Origin of the sequence: uncultured Erythrobacter sp. (genome assembly GCF_947492365.1) — a bacterium.
Classification (GTDB): domain Bacteria; phylum Pseudomonadota; class Alphaproteobacteria; order Sphingomonadales; family Sphingomonadaceae; genus Erythrobacter.
In genome coordinates, this window is sequence record NZ_CANLMB010000001.1 from 115,424 (window position 1) to 135,856 (window position 20,433).

The 20,433-nt window shown below is 59.9% G+C and carries 20 protein-coding genes; 7 read left to right on the forward strand and 13 right to left on the reverse strand.

The window, feature by feature from the left end; all coding sequences use genetic code 11:
- Window positions 1-28: 28 nt before the first annotated feature.
- Complete coding sequence (locus tag Q0887_RS00530; RefSeq protein ID WP_299191416.1) at window positions 29-3,034, reverse strand: TonB-dependent receptor; 3,006 nt, start codon at window positions 3,032-3,034, stop codon at window positions 29-31.
- A 471-nt stretch (window positions 3,035-3,505) separates the two neighbouring features.
- Here Q0887_RS00530 and Q0887_RS00535 point away from each other — a divergent pair, with 471 nt between their 5' ends.
- Window positions 3,506-4,678 carry an acetyl-CoA C-acetyltransferase gene (locus Q0887_RS00535; RefSeq protein WP_299191417.1) on the forward strand — a complete coding sequence of 391 codons (1,173 nt, stop codon included), beginning with the start codon at window positions 3,506-3,508 and terminating at the stop codon, window positions 4,676-4,678.
- A 64-nt stretch (window positions 4,679-4,742) separates the two neighbouring features.
- Complete coding sequence (locus Q0887_RS00540; protein ID WP_299191419.1) at window positions 4,743-5,528, forward strand: SDR family NAD(P)-dependent oxidoreductase; 786 nt, start codon at window positions 4,743-4,745, stop codon at window positions 5,526-5,528.
- 88 nt (window positions 5,529-5,616) lie between these two features.
- Here Q0887_RS00540 and Q0887_RS00545 read toward each other — a convergent pair whose 3' ends face one another.
- The 3 genes from Q0887_RS00545 to Q0887_RS00555 are packed head-to-tail and all read right to left on the reverse strand — an operon-like array spanning window position 5,617 to window position 7,011.
- Entirely contained in the window at window positions 5,617-6,153 is a 537-nt protein-coding gene (locus tag Q0887_RS00545; RefSeq protein ID WP_299191421.1) for a cytochrome b, read from the reverse strand.
- A gap of 17 nt (window positions 6,154-6,170) precedes the next feature.
- The gene (locus Q0887_RS00550) at window positions 6,171-6,542 is read right to left on the reverse strand and encodes an antibiotic biosynthesis monooxygenase family protein (RefSeq protein WP_299191423.1); all 372 of its coding nucleotides are present in this window, start codon (window positions 6,540-6,542) and stop codon (window positions 6,171-6,173) included.
- Window positions 6,543-6,558: 16 nt separating this feature from the next.
- Complete coding sequence (locus tag Q0887_RS00555) at window positions 6,559-7,011, reverse strand: helix-turn-helix domain-containing protein (protein ID WP_299191425.1); 453 nt, start codon at window positions 7,009-7,011, stop codon at window positions 6,559-6,561.
- 351 nt (window positions 7,012-7,362) lie between these two features.
- On the opposite strand from Q0887_RS00555, the gene Q0887_RS00560 reads away from it, so the two are divergent.
- Together Q0887_RS00560 and Q0887_RS00565 are read left to right on the forward strand one after the other, a co-directional pair.
- Complete coding sequence (locus tag Q0887_RS00560; protein WP_299191427.1) at window positions 7,363-8,235, forward strand: crotonase/enoyl-CoA hydratase family protein; 873 nt, start codon at window positions 7,363-7,365, stop codon at window positions 8,233-8,235.
- A 67-nt stretch (window positions 8,236-8,302) separates the two neighbouring features.
- Window positions 8,303-8,833: a MarR family winged helix-turn-helix transcriptional regulator gene (locus tag Q0887_RS00565; protein WP_299195142.1), complete on the forward strand. Its 531-nt coding sequence runs from the start codon at window positions 8,303-8,305 to the stop codon at window positions 8,831-8,833.
- A gap of 91 nt (window positions 8,834-8,924) precedes the next feature.
- Here the strand turns inward: Q0887_RS00565 and Q0887_RS00570 are convergent, their stop codons facing one another.
- From Q0887_RS00570 to Q0887_RS00600, 7 genes are all read right to left on the reverse strand, one after another.
- The gene (locus Q0887_RS00570) at window positions 8,925-9,929 is read right to left on the reverse strand and encodes a type II secretion system F family protein (RefSeq protein ID WP_299191429.1); all 1,005 of its coding nucleotides are present in this window, start codon (window positions 9,927-9,929) and stop codon (window positions 8,925-8,927) included.
- A 19-nt stretch (window positions 9,930-9,948) separates the two neighbouring features.
- Window positions 9,949-10,920 carry a type II secretion system F family protein gene (locus tag Q0887_RS00575; protein ID WP_299191431.1) on the reverse strand — a complete coding sequence of 324 codons (972 nt, stop codon included), beginning with the start codon at window positions 10,918-10,920 and terminating at the stop codon, window positions 9,949-9,951.
- A 160-nt stretch (window positions 10,921-11,080) separates the two neighbouring features.
- Window positions 11,081-12,361 (reverse strand): pilus assembly protein CpaE, encoded by a 1,281-nt coding sequence (locus Q0887_RS00580; protein ID WP_299191433.1) that lies wholly within the window; start codon window positions 12,359-12,361, stop codon window positions 11,081-11,083.
- A gap of 3 nt (window positions 12,362-12,364) precedes the next feature.
- Complete coding sequence (locus tag Q0887_RS00585; RefSeq protein ID WP_299191435.1) at window positions 12,365-13,006, reverse strand: CpaD family pilus assembly protein; 642 nt, start codon at window positions 13,004-13,006, stop codon at window positions 12,365-12,367.
- Between the two features lie 24 nt (window positions 13,007-13,030).
- The gene (locus Q0887_RS00590) at window positions 13,031-14,620 is read right to left on the reverse strand and encodes a type II and III secretion system protein family protein (RefSeq protein ID WP_299195145.1); all 1,590 of its coding nucleotides are present in this window, start codon (window positions 14,618-14,620) and stop codon (window positions 13,031-13,033) included.
- A 146-nt stretch (window positions 14,621-14,766) separates the two neighbouring features.
- Window positions 14,767-15,858: a Flp pilus assembly protein CpaB gene (cpaB, locus tag Q0887_RS00595; RefSeq protein ID WP_299191437.1), complete on the reverse strand. Its 1,092-nt coding sequence runs from the start codon at window positions 15,856-15,858 to the stop codon at window positions 14,767-14,769.
- A 99-nt stretch (window positions 15,859-15,957) separates the two neighbouring features.
- Entirely contained in the window at window positions 15,958-16,437 is a 480-nt protein-coding gene (locus Q0887_RS00600) for a prepilin peptidase (RefSeq protein WP_299191439.1), read from the reverse strand.
- A gap of 141 nt (window positions 16,438-16,578) precedes the next feature.
- Here Q0887_RS00600 and Q0887_RS00605 point away from each other — a divergent pair, with 141 nt between their 5' ends.
- From Q0887_RS00605 to Q0887_RS00615, 3 genes are all read left to right on the forward strand, one after another.
- Window positions 16,579-17,538, forward strand: a complete 960-nt coding sequence (locus Q0887_RS00605) for an alpha/beta hydrolase (RefSeq protein WP_299191440.1) — start codon at window positions 16,579-16,581, stop codon at window positions 17,536-17,538.
- Window positions 17,538-18,662 (forward strand): FAD-dependent oxidoreductase, encoded by a 1,125-nt coding sequence (locus Q0887_RS00610; protein WP_299191442.1) that lies wholly within the window; start codon window positions 17,538-17,540, stop codon window positions 18,660-18,662. Before Q0887_RS00605 ends, Q0887_RS00610 begins: the two co-directional genes overlap by 1 nt.
- A gap of 66 nt (window positions 18,663-18,728) precedes the next feature.
- Window positions 18,729-18,905 carry a YegP family protein gene (locus tag Q0887_RS00615; protein WP_190787999.1) on the forward strand — a complete coding sequence of 59 codons (177 nt, stop codon included), beginning with the start codon at window positions 18,729-18,731 and terminating at the stop codon, window positions 18,903-18,905.
- Between the two features lie 82 nt (window positions 18,906-18,987).
- Here the strand turns inward: Q0887_RS00615 and rnhA are convergent, their stop codons facing one another.
- Both rnhA and Q0887_RS00625 read right to left on the reverse strand, forming a co-directional pair.
- Window positions 18,988-19,431 carry a ribonuclease HI gene (gene rnhA, locus Q0887_RS00620; protein WP_299191445.1) on the reverse strand — a complete coding sequence of 148 codons (444 nt, stop codon included), beginning with the start codon at window positions 19,429-19,431 and terminating at the stop codon, window positions 18,988-18,990.
- Between the two features lie 27 nt (window positions 19,432-19,458).
- The gene (locus tag Q0887_RS00625) at window positions 19,459-20,430 is read right to left on the reverse strand and encodes a homoserine kinase (RefSeq protein ID WP_299191447.1); all 972 of its coding nucleotides are present in this window, start codon (window positions 20,428-20,430) and stop codon (window positions 19,459-19,461) included.
- Between the last annotated feature and the right edge of the window lie 3 nt (window positions 20,431-20,433).

Here is a 20,433-nt window from a genome sequence, read left to right on the forward strand (position 1 = left end):
CCTTCCTTCATTCAAGTCTGATCTAGGATCAGAAGCTGAAGCGTACGCCAGCGCTGTAACGGCGACCGATCGCGTCGTAAGTCGACGGATAGGTGTTACCGCTGTTGAACGCTGTCGAACCGATGTTGTTACCAACAACTGCCGGCGAATTGTCGAACAGGTTGGTCACAGTCAGGGTGAACAGAACGTTCTCCATCACGTCCCACTGACCGGTAAGGTCGAAGTAGTGTTCCGCAGAAATGTTCTGGAAGTCCACTTCACCAAACAGCGGTGAGGTGCCCTGGAACGCCGGGCCGTTGCCGTTTGCGATATCATCCGGCTCCTGCTCGGTGCCGCTCAGGTAACGCCAGCGCAGCGACAGACGGACGAAGTCGTCGAACGACAGCGTGGAACGCTGCGAGATGACGAATTCCGGCTGGATCGAACCACAGTTGACCGAGTAGAACCCGACGCAGTCGCGGTTAAGCGACGCAGGGTTCGCAACGTTGGCATTGAAGATGTTCTCGTTGGTCCAGGTGGCATCGAAAGTCATCGACAGGCCGATATTATCGGTCAGATCAGTGCGATAGTTCGCGCTGACGTCGATACCGTCGGTCTGAATAAGACCTTGGTTCGACAGCTGCAGGATCAGGCCGGGAACTTCATTCGGCGCGCCCGCAAGTGCACCAGTGGTGCGCGAACGCTGAATGAGGTCCGTACAAACCGGATCGGTTGCACTTGCTGCGGTAATGCTACCGAAGCAACCGTTGATGATGTCACCAACAGCCGGAGTACCGATCGCGCCTTCGACCTTGATGTTCCAGTAGTCCATCGAGAACGAGAAGCCAGGAATTGCATCGGGCTGGGCAACAAAGCCAACCGTCCACGTATCCGCGGTTTCAACGCCGAGGTTCAGGTTGCCACCGGTGGTGACATTGATCTGACCAGCGGGAGGCGGCTGAATGCTGCCAATCGCACCAGCAGGTGCGCCCTGTGCGAGACAGACTGCGGTCAGCGCGGCGTTGCCGACAGGCAGAGCCAGCTGACAAGGGTCAGTCTGAAGGTTGCTCAGGCCGGTCGAGACCGGAGTGAACAGCTCACCGATGTTCGGCGCACGCGACGAACGCTGGTAGTTACCACGGATGGTCAGACCAGCGACTGGTTCCCAGCTACCGCCTGCTTTCCAGGTGAACTCGGTACCTGCAGTTGAGTAGTCGGAATAACGACCACCCAGTTCAAGCGTCAGGCTTTCCGCACCCGGAACGCCTTCGAGCAGCGGGATGTAGAGTTCGCCGAACATGTCGAACACGTCATAGGCACCGTTAATGTCAGGTGCGGCACCGCCGCCACCAACAACCGCGCCCGGAGTCTGCGAAGCTTCGTCCGAGTTACGTGTCGAGGTGAACTCACGATATTCAGCACCAACAGCGAAGCTGACCGGCGAGGTCAGAAGACCTGTGTCAATGTCACCGGTGATCTGAGCGTTTACGGTACCGATCGTGGTTGCGGTGATGACCTGCTGGGTCAGAGCGAACGTGTAGTCGATCTGATCCTGGGTCAGCGTGCCGAGCGGGCCGAAAAGGTTGATCGGAACACAACCAGCTTCAGCGGTTGCACCAGCCTGTGCCGAGGTTGCGCACTGTGCGCCACCAGCACCGTCCGGGATAGCAATCAGAGCGTTTTGCAGACGTGCAAAGCGAGCAAAGCCGCTCTGACGCTGGATACGCTCGGATTCACCGTAGGTGCCCGAAACTTCCCAATCGATGTTGTCGGTGATGCCACCGCGTGCGCCAACAACGAAGTTGAACAGCGTCGAGGTGAATTCCGAGTTACGCGTGCCGGCTTCGACCGAACGACGACGTACCTGCGTGCCGACTTCAACGTAGTCAGGGTTAGCACCACCACCGGCAAGCGTTTCGCCGTCCGGAGTGTTGATGGCAGCAGTACACTGAGCAGCGGTGAGACCCAACGCGTCGCAGAAGCGGTTAGCGATAGCTACCGGCAGGAGCGGGTTGTTGAGGTTCAGCTGGTAGGTGTTGAAGAACGAACCACCCGGTGCGATCTGCGTCGAAACAGTCTGCTTCGAGAAGACGCCCTGCGAGAACACTTCGAGAGCTTCAGACAACTCGTAATTGGCGGAGCCATACATGTTGAAGCGCTCGAACGGGAGCTGGTAGTAGTTGAACGGGTTGAAGTTGAACGGACCAGCGTCGCTGTTAACACCAGGAGTGATGTCGGTACCAGCGTCGTTGATCTGACCGATCACGTTGCTGACCGGGCCAACAAACACGATGTTGGACGGAACAGCGTTCGACGAACCACCAGGGTTGCCCGAGAACGAGCTCACATTGTCCGAACCGGTCGGACGGTCGCCCTGAAGAACGTCGCCCTGGTCCTGATAGCCGATGCTGAACACGGCGTTACCACGACCATCGTCGAAGTTTACGCCAGTGGTCAGTTCAATGCGGTAGCCGTCGGCGTCGCCTTCTTCAGAAATGGTCGAGCTGAAGTTGGCTTCGAGGCCAGCAAAGTCGCGACGGGTGATGAAGTTGACAACACCCGAAACAGCGTCAGCACCGTAAGTGGTGGTTGCACCACCGGTCAGGATGTCGGTCCGCTCGATCACCGCCAGCGGGACCGAGTTGAGGTCGACACGACCAGTCGTATCAGCCGGCACGAAGCGACGGCCGTCAAGCAGAACCAGGTTACGCTGCGAGCCGATGCCGCGCAGGTTGACGAACGACGAACCGCCGTTGCCGTTGTTCACTGCCGAACCGATGCTCGGAACAGCAGAAGGCAGTTCGCGGAGGAACGATTCTGCGACGTTGGTCTGACGCAGAGTGAGTTCTTCCTGGCCAACCGCAACAACCGGGCTCGAAAGCTCAAGGTTGGGGTTGGTGGTACGAGTACCCGTGACGATGATCTGCGAATCCGTATCCGCAGTTGCGGTATCTTCACCAGTCTCGCTGTCCTGGGCGAACGCGGGGTTCGCTGCCAGTGCCAGCCCGACTGCCAGCGAACCAGCGCTGAGTCGAAGTTGCGATGAGATTTTCATATAGTAGTTTACCCTTATGAACGAGTGCCCCCCGCTCTCGCCGGGACCACGTTTAGGGTGAATGCAGTTTAGCAGCACGTTTAAGTGTGCAGCCTCTCTCCACCCCTCCATCGGGCTGTAATTGAGTCCGGAGCCCCACGCGGAAAATGCGCAGCACTCTGGTTTAGACAGTCCCTGGCGAGCGAAATACGCCTATGCGGGCCCAGATGGGAAGTGGGTTGGTCCGGAAATACGAAATCAAGATACATATGTAACACAGATGCAACACGGTTGATCCTGAGGCCACAATCACCATCGGCCGTTCTTGTGCGTTTCCATTGTTGCAGTCGGGTCGCCTGGCGGCGCGGTGTTCATCGCAAACCCGATTCGATCTTTCGTGACACAGACGATGCTCGATTGTGTCGCTTGACGAGTGCGCAGGCGGTGCTAACCGGTCGGTGACATTCAATCAGTCTCCAAAGGAAACCGATCATGCCCACAGCCTATATTGTCGATGCCGTCCGCACTGCAGGGGGGCGCCGCGGCGGCCGTCTTGCCGGAGTTCACCCGGTCGATCTGCTCGCCAAATCACTGGATGCGGTGGTGGAGCGCAGCGGGATTGATCCCAAGGCGGTTGACGATGTGGTGACTGGCTGTGTGACGCAGGCCGGTGAGCAGGCGATGCAGGTGGGCCGGATGGGCGTGCTCGCTTCCAAGCATTTGCCGCAAAGCACCCCTGCGGTGACGATTGACCGCCAGTGCGGCTCCTCGCAGCAGGCGATCCAGTTCGCCGCGCAGGCGGTGATGAGCGGCACGCAGGACGTGGTGATCGCCAGCGGCGTTGAAAGCATGAGCCGCGTGCCGATGGGCTCGAATGCGACCTTTCACATGAAGGAAGGGCTGGGTCATTACATGTCGCCTGACCTTCAGGCCAAATATCCCGGAGTCCAGTTCAGCCAGTTCATGGGCGCAGAGATGATCGCGCAGAAGCATGGCTTCTCCAAGGACGATCTCGATGCCTATGCCTTTGAAAGCCACAAGCGCGCGATTGCCGCGACCGAGGCGGGGGCGTTCGCCGATGAAATCGTACCGGTTGCCATCGAGACGGCTGAAGGCGAGGAAATGCACACCGTCGATGAAGGCATCCGTTTCGACGCGACGCTTGAGGGGATTGCCGGGGTCAAGCTGATCTCGCCCGATGGCCGCGTGACCGCTGCGAGCGCGAGCCAGATTTGCGATGGTTCGTCGGCGGTTATGGTCGTGTCCGAAGAGGCGCTGAAAGCCCACGGCCTCACACCGCTGGCGCGCATCCACAACCTCACCGTCACCGGCGGCGACCCGGTCATCATGCTCGAAGAACCTTTGTTCGCAACTGACCGCGCGCTCGAACGCGCTGGTATGAAGATGAGCGACATTGATCTCTATGAAGTCAACGAAGCCTTTGCTCCGGTGCCACTTGCATGGCTCAAGCACACCGGCGCGGACCCGGACAAGCTCAACGTCCATGGCGGCGCGATTGCGCTGGGCCACCCGCTGGGCGCTTCGGGCACCAAGCTGATGGCGACGCTCGTCCACGGACTGAAGCGTCACGGCAAGAAATACGGCCTGCAAACGATGTGCGAAGGCGGCGGTGTTGCCAATGTCACCATCGTTGAATCGCTTTAAGCGTATTCACGCTTATTGGCGTTGAATCGCTTTAACCCTCTCAAAACACGAAGGAAGTTCTACAATGGAAGTATCTGCAAACACACCCGCCGTTGTCACTGGCGGCGCTTCGGGTCTTGGTGCAGCCACCGCTCGCGCACTGGCGGCCAAGGGCGCCAAGGTCGCGATCTTCGACATGAACGAGGAAAAGGGCGAAGCCATGGCTGCCGAACTCGGCGGCATCTTCTGCAAGGTCAATGTGACCAGCGATGAAGACGTCGATGCCGGTTTCGCCAAAGCGCGCGAAGCCCACGGACAAGAGCGCATCCTCGTCAATTGCGCAGGCATCGGCAACGCGATCAAGACCGCCAGCCGCGACAAGCAATCGGGCGAGATCAAGCACTTCCCGATTTCGGCGTTCGACTTCGTCATTCAGGTCAACCTGATTGGCACCTTCCGCTGCATCGCCAAGTCAGCGGCAGGCATGATGAGCCTCGATCCGATCAACGAAGACGGTGCGCGCGGCGCGATCGTCAACACCGCTTCGGTCGCTGCCGAAGATGGCCAGATAGGTCAGGCGGCTTACTCTGCATCGAAGGGCGGCGTGGTCGGCATGACGCTTCCCATCGCGCGCGACCTGATGCGCGAAGGCATCCGGGTGAACACGATCCTGCCCGGCATCTTCAACACACCGCTGATGAACGCTGCCCCGCCGCAGGTAAAGGAAGCGCTCGCCGCATCGGTCCCGTTCCCCAAGCGTCTGGGCTACCCCGAAGAATACGCCAAGCTGGCCATGACCATGATCGAAACCGGCTATTTCAACGGCGAAGACGTGCGCCTCGACGGCGCGATCCGCATGGCTCCGCGCTAAGCGCGAGCGGCGCCATTTCGGCACAAGGAAAACGCCGCCTGCATTCCGGTGCGGGCGGCGTTTTTCGTTCTGCGACCCGGACGGACCCTTAGCCGCGCGACGGCAACATCCGGCCAATCAGACCGTCACGCTTGACGAATTGATGATAGAGCGCCGCGCCTGCGTGGAAGACAAACAGCGCGAGCATCACGCGACCGCCAATGCCGTGCGGCATGCGAGGTTTGTAGTCCCAGAAATCCGGCAAAGCCTCCACCGTTCCGCTGAAGATTGTGGGGCCAGCGCCGGACACTGCCAGCATCGCAATGCCGGAGATCGCCATGCCCAGGATCACGACGTAAAACAGGACGTGGATGCTCTTTGCGATGAAGTCCTGCCAATCGGGCATGGCAACCGGCGCAGGCTTGCTGTCGGCAAACATCCACCAGATGAGGCGCAAGATCGTAAGGATCAGCACGCTTACGCCAAGCGGGATGTGAACCCGCAAGAACGCGGCCTTGGAAGAGGCATCCTCGATCCCGCCCGCACGCATTCCGCTTGCCAGCAAAGCGATAATAAGCAGCGCGCTGATCCAGTGAATGGTGATGGCGACGCTGCCATAATGCGTCGGTGTGCTCTTGATCGGCATTGTCCCCCTCCCGCGCCTTAGGCGACGCAATGGCCGGGAACGGCCATTTTTGTGAACAGGTGCGGCGAGACAACCGCGCTATCGGGATAGCGGGCAATGCGCGCCTGAAATTCGGGATTGGTGAAGGCGTTGCGGAACGTCTCCACGCTCTCCCAGACCGCGTAGTTCAGATAGGTGGGGCTGCCGCCTACGCCCTTGTGCATCTGGGTCGAGATGTAGCCGGGCTGTTCTTTCATAAAGGCGGCATCGTGCGCCCATGCCGCGATCAGATCGTCTTCGTCCTTCGGGTCGATTGTGAAGACATTGATGAGCACTACAGAGCCATCATCATTGACCTGAAACTGGTCCATCAGGCTGACGGTATCGTTGAGCTGTTTGAGCTGCGGCATGGTGCAGGTTTCCTTCCTAGTCTTGTTTTTCGAGTGTGTTTCGCAGGGATTGGAGCAGTTCGAGCGCCTGCGCGATTTGCTCTGGATCGTGATTTTCGGCGAGCGAGTTGACCCACTCGGCCTGTGCGGTGTTGACTTGGCTCATGACTGCTTCGCCGTGGGCGCTGATCGAGAAGAGCGGCGCGCGCTTGTGATCGATATTGGGCTCGGCCTTGAGCAAGTCGGCCTTCTTGAGATCGTTGACGATGCGCTGGACCCCTTGCCGGGCAAGACCCATGCGGCGCGCGATCTGCGAGACGGTTAGCGGCTGACCTGCCTCGTCAATGGCGCCGATAACCTGCCAGCGAGCACTTGTGAGGCCAAACGGCTTGGTGAGCCGATTGCCTGCGCTGAGCAGCTCCCCGTTGATCCGGAAGGTTTCCAGAATCAGTGCAGTGAGTGCTTCGCCTTTGGGGTTTCGAATCGTCATTGGTGCGTGATAGTCAAAACGACAATATGTTGTCAAACAATGTTTGACGCCTGTCACAGTGACGTGAGCGACGTCGCCACCGTCAGCTTGCTCTCCCGCACTTTCCTACAAGGGGCCAAAAGCCTATCGAATTGGGCGATGTAACAGCGCGCATTTTCTCGCCAGATATGGGCCAGAATTGCGCGGAAATGGAAGTTGACACTCTGAGCGTGCAAGTTGACACTTTGGGGCACGCAAACCCCTTGAAACGGGCGCTTTTCTGCGGTTTTGCGGGGAAAGACAGTTTCTTAAAGTGGGGACTTGCGTGGTCCAAGTCTCCGCGCAAACCGATCGAATGGAAGAGAGAGCCGCATGACCGAATTCACCCAGATCCTCCTCGACAAGCGCGATGGCATCGCCACGATCACGCTCAACCGGCCGGAGAAGATGAACGCCTTCACCCGCACGATGGGGGCCGAGATCATCGCGGCGATGGACGATATCGATGCTGACGACGCGGTGCGCGCGGTGATCTTCACCGGCAGCGGAGAGCGGGCCTTCTGCGCGGGCGCTGACCTGACGCCGGAGGGCGGGGGGCACGTCTTCTCCGACCCGAACGAGGTCGATGACCTGTCGGACGAGCGGGTGCGCGATGGCGGCGGCACGGTCACTCTGCGCCTGTTCGAAAGCACCAAGCCGCTGATCAGCGCCTGCAACGGTGTCGCGGTCGGGATCGGTGCGACGATGCAGCTGGCGATGGATATCCGCCTTGCCGCGAGCCATGCGCGTTACGGCTTCGTCTTCGCGCGGCGCGGGATCGTGCCAGAGGCGTGCTCGAGCTGGTTCCTGCCGCGACTGGTCGGGATCAGCCAGGCGCTCGAATGGTGCTATTCGGGCCGTGTCTTCGATGCGGAGGAAGCCAAACAGGGCGGGCTGGTCCGCTCGATCCATGCGCCAGAGGATCTGATGTTCGCAGCGCAGGGACTGGCGCGCGAGATCGCCGACAACACCTCCGCCGTCTCGGTCGCGATGACGCGGGCGATGATGTGGAGGTTGATGAGCGCCGATCACCCGATGGAGGCGCACAAGGTCGACAGCCGCGCCATCTATCGCATGTCGCGCGGGGCCGATGCGAAGGAGGGGATCGCGAGCTTCCTCGAAAAGCGCAATCCGATGTATCCGGGCAAGGTCAGCGAGGACATGCCCGACTTCTACCCATGGTGGCAGGATCGCGGGTTCGAATAGGCCAGAAGGGGTCTGGAGCGGCTTGCGCGGAAGGTGGTTTCATGGGAAACCAGTTGACATGAACGACATGACGAACAGGCCTGCAAACGAAACCGGTGCGGGAGCTGCCGCTGGAACGGGTGAGAGCGAATACGAGCTTTCATCCTTCCTGCCCTACCAGCTCTCGATCGCGTCCAACGCGGTGAGCGCGCTGATTGCAGAGCGTTACCGCAAGCGCTTCGGCCTGAAAGTGCCCGAATGGCGGGTTATGGCAGTGCTCGGCGACGCGGCGAGGCAGGGCATTGGCAATGGCGGCAAGCTGACCCAGCGCGACCTGACCGAGGCGACTCTGATGGACAAGGTCGCGGTTAACCGGGCCTGCAAAGTGCTCGAAAGCCGCGGGCTGGTGGCGCGAGCACAGAATGTGAACGACGGCCGCTCGCATCTGCTCGAACTCACGGGCGAGGGCGAAGCGATCCACCGCGAAGTCATGCCGCTCGCCAAGGCAACCGAGCGCGAGCTGTTTGAAGGCTTCGCGCCCAAGGAAGAGGCGGCTTTGCGCAGCATGCTGGAACGCATGCGCAACCGCGCCGGACGGCTGGCGCGAGAGACGGACTGACCTTCAAGTGCAGACGTGAAAACGGGGCTGATCCGCGCCTATTGGATCAGCCCCGCTAACTTTTGTGCTTTCCTACACGTGGTGTGCAGGGTTACTCCCGGTTGATCAGCGCGTCGGAGATCGAGCAGGCTGCCGGACCAAGAATAACGATGAACAGCACCGGCAGAATGAACAGAATCAGCGGCACGGTCATAATCGCGGGCAGACGCGCAGCCTTCTCTTCGGCGCGCATCATCCGCTCGTTACGGAATTCGGCCGAAAGAACACGCAATGCCGAAGCAAGCGGCGTACCGTATTTCTCGGTCTGGACCATGGTGGTGACCACGCCCTTCACCGCTTCGAGATTGACGCGGTAGGCGAGGTTGGCAAACGCCATCTTGCGCTCGTTGAGGAAGGACAGTTCAATCGCGGTCAGCGCAAATTCGTCGCCCAGCTCGGGGTAAGCGCGGCCCAGTTCCTTGGCGACGCGGTTGAATGCGGCGTCAACGGTGAGGCCGGCTTCGGCGCAGATGACAAGGAGGTCGAGCGCGTCGGGAAGGCCCTTTTGGATCTCCAGCGTGCGCTTGGATGCCTTGTTGGAGAGGTACAGTTCAGGGCCTTTGTAGCCGAGGAAAACCATGGCTGCGAAGCCAAACAGCTTCTTGAGTGAGCCGTCGCCAAACTCGAAATAGTCGACCCAATAGAAGATGACGAAACCGATGAGGCCAAACACAATCGGCAGCACAGCGCGCAGACCGATGATGATGACCGCGAGTTCCTTGTTGCGGTAGCCGGCATGGGCCAGCTTTTGCTGGACGACTTCGAGCTGGCTTTGCTGGAGGACATTCATCTTGCCCAGCGAATCCTTCACCTTGTCGGTGGTGTCGGATTTGCGGACTAGGCTGGCGCGCTTCTTGGTGCCGCCAGTGACAATGCCAGCTTTCAGCTCGTCACGCCGGTCGTTGAGCGATTTGACGCGCTTTGCCATCGGGTCCTTGATCGTCACCGCGGCATAGATCGCCATGATGACAGCAAAGGCAGCGAGGCCAGCAAGGATCGTCCCGACGAGAACAACGTCGAAGCCGAGCAATGTGGGTCCGGGGGTCTGGTTAAGCATGGTTCATGTGGCTCCCGGATCAGATCTCGAAACTGACCATTTTGGCCATGATGAATACGCCGATGCTCATCCACACCATGCCGCCAAGGCCGGCAACGATCAGGCGATCTTCGTAGAAGAAGCCGCCGATATAGTTCGGGTTGATCCAGTAGATCAGGCCGAAGACGATGAAGGGCAGCGATCCGACGATGTAAGCCGAGGCTTTCGATTCCGAGCTCATCGCGCGGATCTTGAGCTTCATCTGGCTTCGCTTGCGCAGCACGTCGGCGAGGTTCGACAGGGTCTCTGCCAGGTTACCACCGGTCTCGCGCTGGATGGCGAGTGTGATGCAGAAGAAGTTGAATTCAGGAATGCCAAGCCGGTCAGCGGTTTCCTGAAGCGAATCTTCCATCGTCTTACCGATCTTGATCCGCTCAACGATGCCTTTGAATTCGACGCCCACCGGGCCATCGACTTCCTGCGCGACAACGCCGAGCGTTTCGGTCACCGGAAGGCCTGAACGCAGACCGCGCACAAGCAGCTCGATCGCGTCGGGGAACTTGGCGTTGAAATCATTGGTGCGCTTGTTGATGAAAAAGCCGACCACCAGATGCGGCAGGCCAAGCCCGATCACCGAACCAATGCCCAGTGACAGCAGAAAGGCTCCGCTGCGCAGATAGATCACAACAGCAATCGCAAGGATAAGGCCCAAAGTCGCATAGATGTATTGCGATACGGTCCAGCCTTTGCCAGTCCGGTCGAGCCGCATTTCAAGAGCTTCGGTACGCGAGCCAGACCCGGCAATACGATGCGTCTTGGGCTTGCGCGCCGCGATGGCTTTCTTGAGCTGCGATTCAACTTTGGTGTCGGTGCTTTCGGAATGGCGGAAGCGCAAGGAATCGAGGCGACGCTTTTGCGCTTTACCCGCGCCCGATCCTGTCACCAGCAGATAGCCAGCCACCAGCACCGTAAAAATCACCAGCGTGATGATCAGGGTGTCAAAGAATTCCATATCGGTTGCTTTCTGCCTGTTCCATTCTCATCGCGCATTGAGCCAAGGCCGCCTGCGCATCGCCTAATCCGTCAACTGGCGCCCAAAACTGATTGGTGCCGGTTAGAAAAGAAAGGGGAGGGTGTGCCCGCATTCGGCAAACGCACCCATGTCACCCTGCCTATTCAGCCACCTGGGCTTCGGACTTGTCCTTCTTCGACAGCAGGTTCTTGAAGTCGAACCCGCCGAGCAGCGATTTCTTCTCTTCGGTGATGGCCGAGAGATCTTCCTCGCTCGCGCCCATAATGCGTTCGGCAAGTTGCTTGATAGCAACCGTCGCCTTGGACGATTTGTTGGCTTCCACGAACACCTGTCCGAGCTTGGCAGCGTTCGAAGCGGCCTTCACATCGTAAGGGACGAGGATGTCGATATTGCGTTCGATCGACGCTTCGAAATCGGCCTTGCTGATCTCTGCAACGCCCGGCTGCGCCTTGTTGGCAACAATCATCGGATGCGCGTGGGCAGCGTTGGTCTTGAGCCACGACAGGATACGGATCGTGTCGCGCGCCGATGCCAGCGTGAGCTCGCAAGTCAGCAGCACAAGGTTCACGTCAGCCAGCAGATGCGGGAAGTTGATCAGCATGTTGCGCGGCAGATCGATGACGGTCATTTCGAACGCCTGGCGGAATTCCTCCTCCAGTTGAACGAAGGCCGCGCCATCGGTCATCAGCGGCTGGCTGATCGGCGCCTCTGCCGACAGGATCGAGAGGTTGTCATTGGCGCGGATCATGGCGCGTTCAATGAACAACCCGTCGATACGGCTTGGATTGTCGATTGCGTCGGTCAGACCGCGACCCGGCTCCAGATCGAGCGCGAGAGCGCCCGTGCCGAAATGCACGTCGAGATCGAGCAATGCAGTAGGCGCCTGATGGTGATCACTGAACAACCACGCAAGCGAAGTCGCCAGCGTCGAAGCGCCAACGCCGCCGCGCGTGCCGACAACTGCAGTCGAGATGTGACGCTTGACCGCTTCGCCATCGCTGCCTTTGGGAGCGGTAAAGACAGCCAGTGCACCGTTAAGCGCATCGTGGATTGCCTGAGCGTTCAGCGGTTTCAGCAGATAGTCGTGAATGCCGCTGGCGAGCAGATCGCGATAGAGGCGCACATCGTTGACCTGACCGACCGCAATCACGACCGTGCCGGGCTCGCAGACCTCTGCCAGAGCGTTGATGTCGTTAAGCGGGTCGCCGCTTTCCGACAGATCGACGATCAGGATTGCAGGGCTTGCGCTAACCGAAAGCGACTGGATCGCATTGCGAAGGCCGCCTTTGTTGCACTTCTCAGGCTGCCAGCCCATTTCGATGACGACCGGACGCAGCACATCGAGCGCGGCATCGTCGCAGATATAGGCGGCAAAGGCGTCACGATTGCCGGGAAGACCCGATTTCCAAGGAGCGTTCATGGATCAGTTTCCTCCAGTTGCGTTTTGAAGTCCGCCAGCGCCGGTCGGTGCGGCATCGCGATAAGTCTGGATAGCCCGCGTGCCGGTGGCGACGACGGTCTCGCCCGAGCCGCGTTGACCTTCCAGGAGGTCTTCCGGATTGGCGACCATCGCAGCAAGGTTGCTGTTGACGGCGCAGCCATAGCCGGGGCTGGTTGCATTGAGATAGTTGCTATCGGCCTGTGCTGACCAGTCAGGGCAGCCCGGAACCGCAGCGCTCGAGCGGGTGATGACGACGCGCGCCTGACCCGGCTGGAGAACGCCCGAAGTGGTCGGAGCAACCGCGCTGACAATCAGACCGTAACGGCCCGCAAGCGAGTTGACTGCTTCAGTCACCGCCGGGTTCGCGGTTGGATCTTCGATCGCAACACGGTCACCATAGCCAAGGTCGAGAGTTTCGAACCAGCCATTGAGGCGTTGCTGTTCAGAGATAGCCAGACCGGAACGGTTGGTGTCGATATCCATCGTGTAGTTGGTGCGCTCAACAACCGGCTGTTTAAGGCTGTAGAGCGAGGTGTTGGTGGCCATGCCGCCGCAACCTGCCACTGCGAGGCCGAGCGAGAGGGCAACTGCGCCCATCAATTTGCTGTTACGTGCAATGTTCATTGTCTTGAACCTTTCGCGGATGGCTTAGAGGCTGAAACCGGGAGCGGCGGCATCTGCCTGACGGTCCCGATTGCGGTTGCGGTTCTCATCCGCGCGGCGCGGCTGAGGTTGCGGGCTGTTTGGCACGATCGCTGCCGGGTCGGCATTGCTGACGTCAGGCAGCGGAGCTTCCTGATCAGCAGCGGTCGGGCCGGGGCGTTGTTCGCCGCTTTCACCCGCATTATCGCGGTAGGTGAGGAGCTGTTCGAACTCGTTCGCGGAGTGGTAGCCATCGGTCGGCAGGCGAATCTCATTCGCGTTCACCGGCTGCACCAGATAGGGCGTGACCACGATCACCAGCTCGGTTTCGCCGCGACGGAAGGAGCGCGAACGGAACAAGTTGCCGAGGATCGGAACATCGCCAAGGCCGGGAGCCTTATCGAGCGAGTTTTGCGCATTGTTGCTGAGCAGACCGGCGATCATGAAGCTCTGGCCGGAACCCAGCTCCACAGTCGTTTCAGTGCGGCGGATCGTAAGCGCAGGGACCTGAAAGCCGTTGAGCGTTACAGCGCCCTGGCTCGACAGCTCGGACACTTCCGGACGCACGCGGATCGAAATCCGGCCATTGGCCAGCACGGTCGGGGTGTAGGCAAGGCTCACACCGAAATTGCGATACTCGATCGCGACGTTGCCGAGGCCCTGCGAAATCGGGATCGGGAACTCACCGCCAGCGAGGAAGGTCGCGGTCTCACCCGAAAGCGCAGTCAGGTTTGGCTGCGAAATCGTGGTGATGAGGCCAAGGCGCTCGGACAGGTCCATCGCGCCGAGAACGTCGAGCCCGAACAGGCGGCCAATACCGCCCAGAGTGGTGCCATTACCGTTGGTGTTGAAACCGGGACCGGTGAAGGTCAGCGGATCGCCATTGGCGTCAAGGATAGGCAGGCCGGTGTTCGGATCGAAGAACGGGCCGACGACCGGGTTTGCGACACCGGGGCCAACGCCGAGCGGACCATTGCGGAAGTCGAACGTGCCCGAACCAAGCTGACGCCCGGTTCCCACCGCACCGCGGAAACCGCCGGTTGCTGCGTCAAAGGTGGTCACATTGCTGCCAATCTCGCGGACGAGACTGCGGCTGACTTCGGCAAACTTCACCTGCAGATTGACCTGCAGAGGAGTGGCCGTGCGAAGGCGGCTGATTACATTGGCATCATCGCCAAGGAAGGCCTGCACAAGGCGCTCTGCCTCGGCTGCGTCTTCAGGAGCGGCAACAGTGCCGGTCAGAAGCACGGTGTTCGTACCCATTGTGGCGACGCTGACCTGTGCTTCAGGCATGGCAAGAGCGAGCATCTGGTCGATGCTGCCGATGTTCGAACCCACACGGATATTGGCTGAGAATATCACATCACCGCGAGCATTGCTGGCGTAGATCGTGGTCTCACCGCCAGCACGTCCGAAGACATAAAGCTGGCGCTGCGACTTGATCTGGACGTCAGCGATATTCTCGTTTGCGACGAAGACATCGGTCATTGAACCAGGGATGGTGACCAGCTCACCGCGGCCGATCGACAGGACAATTTCCTGGCTCGGGCTCACGACTTGCTGAGCGGTTGCGGTGCCGGTCGGCGCTGCCACCATGGGCAGAGCCAGCGCGCCAGCAAACAACGCTTTTGCGAAAGATTTGGCCTTCATTTTAGGACCCCCTGTGAATGTCCTTTTGTTTGCAGCCGGAATATCGGCAGCAACATTTGTGCGTTTGAAAAGCATCGGCATGGTCATTTCCTTCAACGGATCGTCAGGCCGCTGGCAGCCGGAGCGGTCTGGCTGACCTGTCCAGCGCCGGTTGCTGTTGCAGTGCTGATCGAGCCGCCTACCGGCACCTCAGTCGTAGCCTTGCCGCGGGTGACGCGAACGGTCGGGCCGGTGCGCAGCGGAGCGCCATTGGCCGTGGCCGGAACGCCGGGTGCGGGTGCAGTCACGCGCGGACGACGGTTGCCGTCATCCTGTGCGGGAATGTTGCGACGCTGAAAGCGCGAAACATCGCCGCCGGTCGAGAAAGTCGAACCGCTATCAACCGGCTGACCCATCGCGGTGCGAAGGATGCGCTCTTCCTCTTCAGGTGAAGCGTCGTCGGGAATGCTGATATCGCCCGATGCAATTGCACGCTCAAGCTCAGCCTGATTGTCGGCAATCGAACGCAGCACCAAGGTGAGCTGGCCGATGGTCTGGGCGACGGCGACCTTTTCCGCGATCTGCGGGGTCACTTCGAGCGTCACAGTCCGGAAAGCCCGAACAATCGTGTTGCCTTCTTCGTCACTGGCCTGCTCGGTCGTCTGGTCGGTGGCGAGCACGCGCAGATTGCGCAGCACGGTTTCGGCAGCCTTGAGCGGGCGGCCTTCGCCTTCAACGGATTGCGTAAGAACAACGTCAACGCGGTCGCCCGGGAAGACAAAGCCGGCAACACCGGTCTTGGCCGACACCGGAACGGTCACAGCACGCATGCCCGGGCCAAGCGCCGCAGCAAGGAAGCCGCGATCGCCAGGGCTGACAAGCGAGCCCTGGGTTACAGGCTCACCGGCAGTGACAGGAAAACGCACAACAGTGCCGAGCAGCTGGCTCATATCGGATTCGCCTTCGATGAAGTAGGCGTCCTGCACGAGCTCTTCGGGCCACATCTGGTAACCCATCGCATCAGCGGTAATGATCGTGCCAGCCGGTAAAGCGCGGTTCGCCACCAGCACCTTGGGGCCTTGAGGTTCGGGCGCGGCTTCTGCAACAGGCGTTGCATCTCCGGCGAACATACTCCGCGCAAGGAATGCGCTGCCTATCGCTACAACCAGCGCACCAAGCAGCAGTACCAGTTTCTTCCTATCCATGGCTATTTAGCCCCCTAATGTCGGCCCAATTGAATATGCGGGCGGGTATGGTTGCGTTGGTTAAGTCCGAATTGGTTAAAATCGGGTTCACAGCGGCTCCTAAGCAAATGAGGGAACTGCGATGAGTTTGGGGTAAAGCACCCACAGAGCGCCAACCGCGATCGCCACCCCGTAAGGCACAGCGATCCGCTCTTTTTTCTTTTTGAAGATGTGATGGATCCCCATCACCAACGTCAGAGCGCCGCCTGCGATGGCCATGACGATCAGCAATTTCAGAAACGTGTATGGCGCAATCCACAATGCGAGCGCGGTCAGCAATTTCACATCGCCGCCGCCCATCATGTTGATTGCGAATAGTCCGGCCAGAAATGCAAAGGCACCCAATGCCAGCCCAAGCTGGATCGCTACGTCAGGCCAAAGCGCAAGTCCGCTCGACCACCAGAAGACCGGCGCTGCCAGCGCAATTCCTGCATTCAGCCAATTGGCTATCGTACGGCTGCGAATATCGGTAATCGCGGCAAAGATCAGCGCAATTGCCAAGGCAACCAGCAGTCCGTAGGAAATGTAGGTCGTAAGCATGTAGCCCCCAAAGGCGAGCCGCTCGAACGAATGTCCCGTGCGGTCGTTAGTTCGAAGGCGAGTGCTACAGTCGAGTGCTTACCAAATAGTAACCAAACCTGGAGAGATTTCATTAGCAACGCGAACGAGGCAGTGGCTGACATGCCTGCGATCATTGACCGGCGTGTGATCCCTCCTGCTGCAAGCGAAAGCACTTGGACAGCTGCCGACGGGCATGTCTTGCGCCGGATCGATTGGCCGGGTGAAGGAAGCGGCTCGACTGCGCGCGGGTCGGTCCTGTTCTTGCCCGGACGCGGCGATGCTTATGAGAAATATCTTGAGACACTAGAAGAATGGCACCGCGCGGGCTGGCGGGTGACCGGCTCAGACTGGCGCGGACAGGCAGGCTCCGGTCGGCTGGGCAAGGACGCGGTTACCGGCCATATCGATGACTTCCTGACATGGGTCGATGACCTTGCGCATTTCTGGAAGCAATGGACCACCGAAGTGCCCGGCCCGCATATTCTCGCAGGCCATTCGATGGGTGGCCATCTGATCATGCGCACGCTGGTCGAAGGACGGATAGAGCCTGATGCGGTGGTGCTAAGCGCGCCAATGCTGGGCATGAACGGCCCGCCGTTGCCGCTGCCTGTCTTGCACGGGGTGGCAAAGATGATGACCTCCTTCGGTGAGCCTATGCGGCAGGCGTGGAAGTGGAGCGAGAAGCCCGGGGAACTGCCCAAACATCGCGCCAGCCTGCTCACTCACGACAATGACCGTTACGAAGATGAGCAGTTCTGGCGTGAGAAACGGCCTGAACTGGTTATGGGTCCGGCGAGCTGGGGCTGGGTCGAGCGCGCCTATGCCTCTTGGCGCGCGCTCGAAGCGCCCGGCGCGCTTGAAAAAGTCGATGTGCCGGTGCTGATCGTTTCGACCACATCGGATAAACTGGTCAGCCACGCGGCCAATATCCGCGCGGCCGAACGCTTGCCCAATGGCAGGCTCTATGAATTTGGCGAAGAAGCGCATCACGAGATCCTGCGCGAGGTGGACGCAGTGCGCGGGCGGATGATGGAAGAGATTGCTGCCTTCCTCGATGAAGTGGCTCCGGCAGGAGCGTAATGGATCAGCCGCTATACGATTTTGCCGTGATCGGGGCGGGGATGGCAGGCGCAAGCATCGCCGCCGAACTCGCGCCCTATGCCAAAGTGCTTGTGCTCGAAGGTGAAGATACACCGGGCTATCATTCCACCGGACGCTCGGCAGCGTTCTGGGAGGAATGTTATGGCGGGCCGGGCGTGGTTCCGCTGACGCTCGCCTCCGGTACTTACCTGCGCGACAATGGCTTATTGAAGCAGCGCGGGGCGCTCTATGTCGGCCGCGCCGAAGACAGGCAGGCAATTGACGGTTTCTTCGACCGGTTTTCAGGGACCGGAGTGACAATCGAACGCTTGGATCGCGCGGGGCTGTGCGCGCGCGCTCCGCATATGCGTGAGGATTGGTGCGACGCAATCTGGGAGCCGGTTTGTTCAGACATCGATGTGGCGGGGCTGCATCAGCGCTACCTCAGGGCCTTGAAACAGGCAGGAGCCAATCTGGTTTGCCGTGCCCGTGTGGAAGATCTGTCGCGCGAGCAGGGCGGATGGCGCATTACCACGCAGCGCGGCGAGAGCTTTCGGGCTGCTAAGATCGTCAACGCCGCTGGTGCATGGGCCGATACGATCGCCGCGCGCGCTGGCGCACAGCCGCTCGGGATCACACCTTTGCGGCGCACGGTCGCGCAATTGCGGGTTGAACCCAAGGCGCCCGATGATCTGCCTTTGGTGCTCGATATTTCGGGGCGTTTCTATTTCAAATCCGACAATGGCCGGTTGTGGCTCAGCCCGCATGACGAGATTCCGACCACGCCTTGCGATGCTGCCCCCGAAGAGATTGACGTAGCGCGCGCCATCGACACTTTCCAGCAGGTCACTGACTGGCAGATCGAGGCGGTCGAGCGTCGCTGGGCAGGCCTGCGCAGCTTCGCGCCAGACCGGCTGCCGGTCTATGGCCCCGACCCGGTTGTTGAAGATTTCATTTGGTTTGCAGGCCAAGGCGGCTTCGGCATCCAGACCGCCCCCGCCGCCGCAAGGCTGGGTGCGCAGATCATGCTGGGGTTGGAGCCGGACGTGCTCACGGCGCAAATTGATACATCAATTTACTCACCGGCCCGCTTTGTCCGTCAGAAAGCGCTCCAGACGGGCTAGTCACGGCGCTCTCTATCTGTAAGATACATTCCGAAGAGATTCACACCACGAGAGGGAAAACCAAACATGGCTCACAAGTTTGAAATCTACAAAGACAAGGCAGGCGAGTTCCGCGTTCGCTTCAAGTACAACAGCGAAATCATGTTCTCGACCGAAGGCTATTCGAGCAAGGACAGCGCCAAGAACGCCATCGCTTCGATCCAGAAGAATGGCCCCGGCGCTCCGGTAGAAGACAACAGCTAAGCCAGCTGGACAATCACAGATTTTGAAGCGGGCGCGCTACCTTTCGGGTGGTGCGCCCGTTTCGCATTCAGGCGCCGGTGTCTTAGGATTCTCTGGCGATACGTTCAGCCTCGTCGCTGGCTAGCTGATCGACGCGTTCGTTCTCGGGGTGGCCTGAATGGCCTTTTACCCAGTGCCAGCTAATCTCATGACGCGCAGTGGCTTCGATCATTTCTCGCCACAGATCTGCATTGGCAACCGGCTTTTTCGCTGCATTGACCCAGCCACGCTTTTGCCAGCCGTGAATCCACTTGGTGATGCCATCGATTACATATTTGCTGTCTGAATAGAGATCGACCGCGCAAGGCTTTGTCAGTGCCGATAGCGCCCTGATCACTGCGGTCATTTCCATCCGGTTGTTGGTTGTGTCCGCTTCTGCGCCCGAAAGCTCTTTCTCGCGGTCTCCCATGCGCAGCAGCGCGCCCCAGCCACCCGGACCGGGATTGCCCTTGCACGCACCATCGGTGAAAATCTCGACCCTGTTCATGCCGCTCCCTTCGCGCCAAACGTGCAGTCACGCAAATATTTGCGCGCCCTTATCATCGTAAAAGCGCCAGCGAGCGACGAATTGCATCGGGTCTTTGCGCGTCACAAGCGCATCGACGGGCGTGTCGAGCCAGTCCTCCGCGCGGCTGGCGACAAAGCGCAGCGCAGCACCTTTGGCGATTTCGGGAAGCAATGCGCGCTCGGACTCTTCGAGCTTCCGCACCGATTCGTATCCCTCGAGCAGCGCGCTGCCCTTGGCTTCGTCATAGTCGCCTGTTTCATCGTCAAAGCACCACGCCGCATGGGTGGTCGCCAGATCAAGCGCCATTGTGTCGGTGCAGGCGAAGTAGAAGTCGATCATGCCCGTCACTTCATCGCCGAGCATCAGAACATTGTCGGGGAACAGATCGGCGTGGATATTGGTGCGCGGCAGGCCTGACATGTCGAGCGCTGCAGCTGCACGCGCGGGAGCGAGGATCGCAGGCAGATCGGGGTGGATCGAGGCAAGCCCCGCGCTCCCGCATTTCTCTAGCACCGCGAGATTATCGGCAAAGCCCATCGTGTTGACGCGGCTTCGGTCAAAATCAGCGCTCGCCAAATGCATGCGCGCCAGCTCCACTCCGATTGCGCAGGCCTGTGCCGGAGTGGCGCTATCGGGTGAGACGCCCGGCAGAAACTCGATCAGCGCCACCACCTTGTCTCCCACCATCCGGAACGCCGCTCCGCTGCGATCATGGATGGTGCGCGGCACCGGGCAGTTCTTAGCCGAAAGGTGATCGAGCAGGCCAAGGAAATAGGGCAGATCCTCAAGCGTGATCCGGCGTTCATACATGGTGAGGATGTACCGCGCGCCCGACCCGTCGGGTCCGGTCGTTTCGACCAGCCAGTTGGAGTTGGACACACCCTCGGCAATGCCTTTGGCGCTGACCAGATCGCCGACGTCGTAATGCGCGATCAGTCGAGCTAGCTCTTCAGCGCCTAGATGGGTGTAAACCGCCATATG

Excerpts from the sequence above, each read along its gene's own strand:
- Q0887_RS00530 (WP_299191416.1), bottom strand. The coding sequence starts at position 3,034 with ATGAAAATCTCATCGCAACTTCGACTCAGCGCTGGTTCGCTGGCAGTC.
- Q0887_RS00535 (WP_299191417.1), top strand. The coding sequence starts at position 3,506 with ATGCCCACAGCCTATATTGTCGATGCCGTCCGCACTGCAGGGGGGCGC.
- Q0887_RS00540 (WP_299191419.1), top strand. The coding sequence starts at position 4,743 with ATGGAAGTATCTGCAAACACACCCGCCGTTGTCACTGGCGGCGCTTCG.
- Q0887_RS00545 (WP_299191421.1), bottom strand. The coding sequence starts at position 6,153 with ATGCCGATCAAGAGCACACCGACGCATTATGGCAGCGTCGCCATCACC.
- Q0887_RS00550 (WP_299191423.1), bottom strand. The coding sequence starts at position 6,542 with ATGCCGCAGCTCAAACAGCTCAACGATACCGTCAGCCTGATGGACCAG.
- Q0887_RS00555 (WP_299191425.1), bottom strand. The coding sequence starts at position 7,011 with ATGACGATTCGAAACCCCAAAGGCGAAGCACTCACTGCACTGATTCTG.
- Q0887_RS00560 (WP_299191427.1), top strand. The coding sequence starts at position 7,363 with ATGACCGAATTCACCCAGATCCTCCTCGACAAGCGCGATGGCATCGCC.
- Q0887_RS00565 (WP_299195142.1), top strand. The coding sequence starts at position 8,303 with ATGACGAACAGGCCTGCAAACGAAACCGGTGCGGGAGCTGCCGCTGGA.
- Q0887_RS00570 (WP_299191429.1), bottom strand. The coding sequence starts at position 9,929 with ATGCTTAACCAGACCCCCGGACCCACATTGCTCGGCTTCGACGTTGTT.
- Q0887_RS00575 (WP_299191431.1), bottom strand. The coding sequence starts at position 10,920 with ATGGAATTCTTTGACACCCTGATCATCACGCTGGTGATTTTTACGGTG.
- Q0887_RS00580 (WP_299191433.1), bottom strand. The coding sequence starts at position 12,361 with ATGAACGCTCCTTGGAAATCGGGTCTTCCCGGCAATCGTGACGCCTTT.
- Q0887_RS00585 (WP_299191435.1), bottom strand. The coding sequence starts at position 13,006 with ATGAACATTGCACGTAACAGCAAATTGATGGGCGCAGTTGCCCTCTCG.
- Q0887_RS00590 (WP_299195145.1), bottom strand. The coding sequence starts at position 14,620 with ATGGTGGCAGCGCCGACCGGCACCGCAACCGCTCAGCAAGTCGTGAGC.
- cpaB (WP_299191437.1), bottom strand. The coding sequence starts at position 15,858 with ATGGATAGGAAGAAACTGGTACTGCTGCTTGGTGCGCTGGTTGTAGCG.
- Q0887_RS00600 (WP_299191439.1), bottom strand. The coding sequence starts at position 16,437 with ATGCTTACGACCTACATTTCCTACGGACTGCTGGTTGCCTTGGCAATT.
- Q0887_RS00605 (WP_299191440.1), top strand. The coding sequence starts at position 16,579 with ATGCCTGCGATCATTGACCGGCGTGTGATCCCTCCTGCTGCAAGCGAA.
- Q0887_RS00610 (WP_299191442.1), top strand. The coding sequence starts at position 17,538 with ATGGATCAGCCGCTATACGATTTTGCCGTGATCGGGGCGGGGATGGCA.
- Q0887_RS00615 (WP_190787999.1), top strand. The coding sequence starts at position 18,729 with ATGGCTCACAAGTTTGAAATCTACAAAGACAAGGCAGGCGAGTTCCGC.
- rnhA (WP_299191445.1), bottom strand. The coding sequence starts at position 19,431 with ATGAACAGGGTCGAGATTTTCACCGATGGTGCGTGCAAGGGCAATCCC.
- Q0887_RS00625 (WP_299191447.1), bottom strand. The coding sequence starts at position 20,430 with ATGGCGGTTTACACCCATCTAGGCGCTGAAGAGCTAGCTCGACTGATC.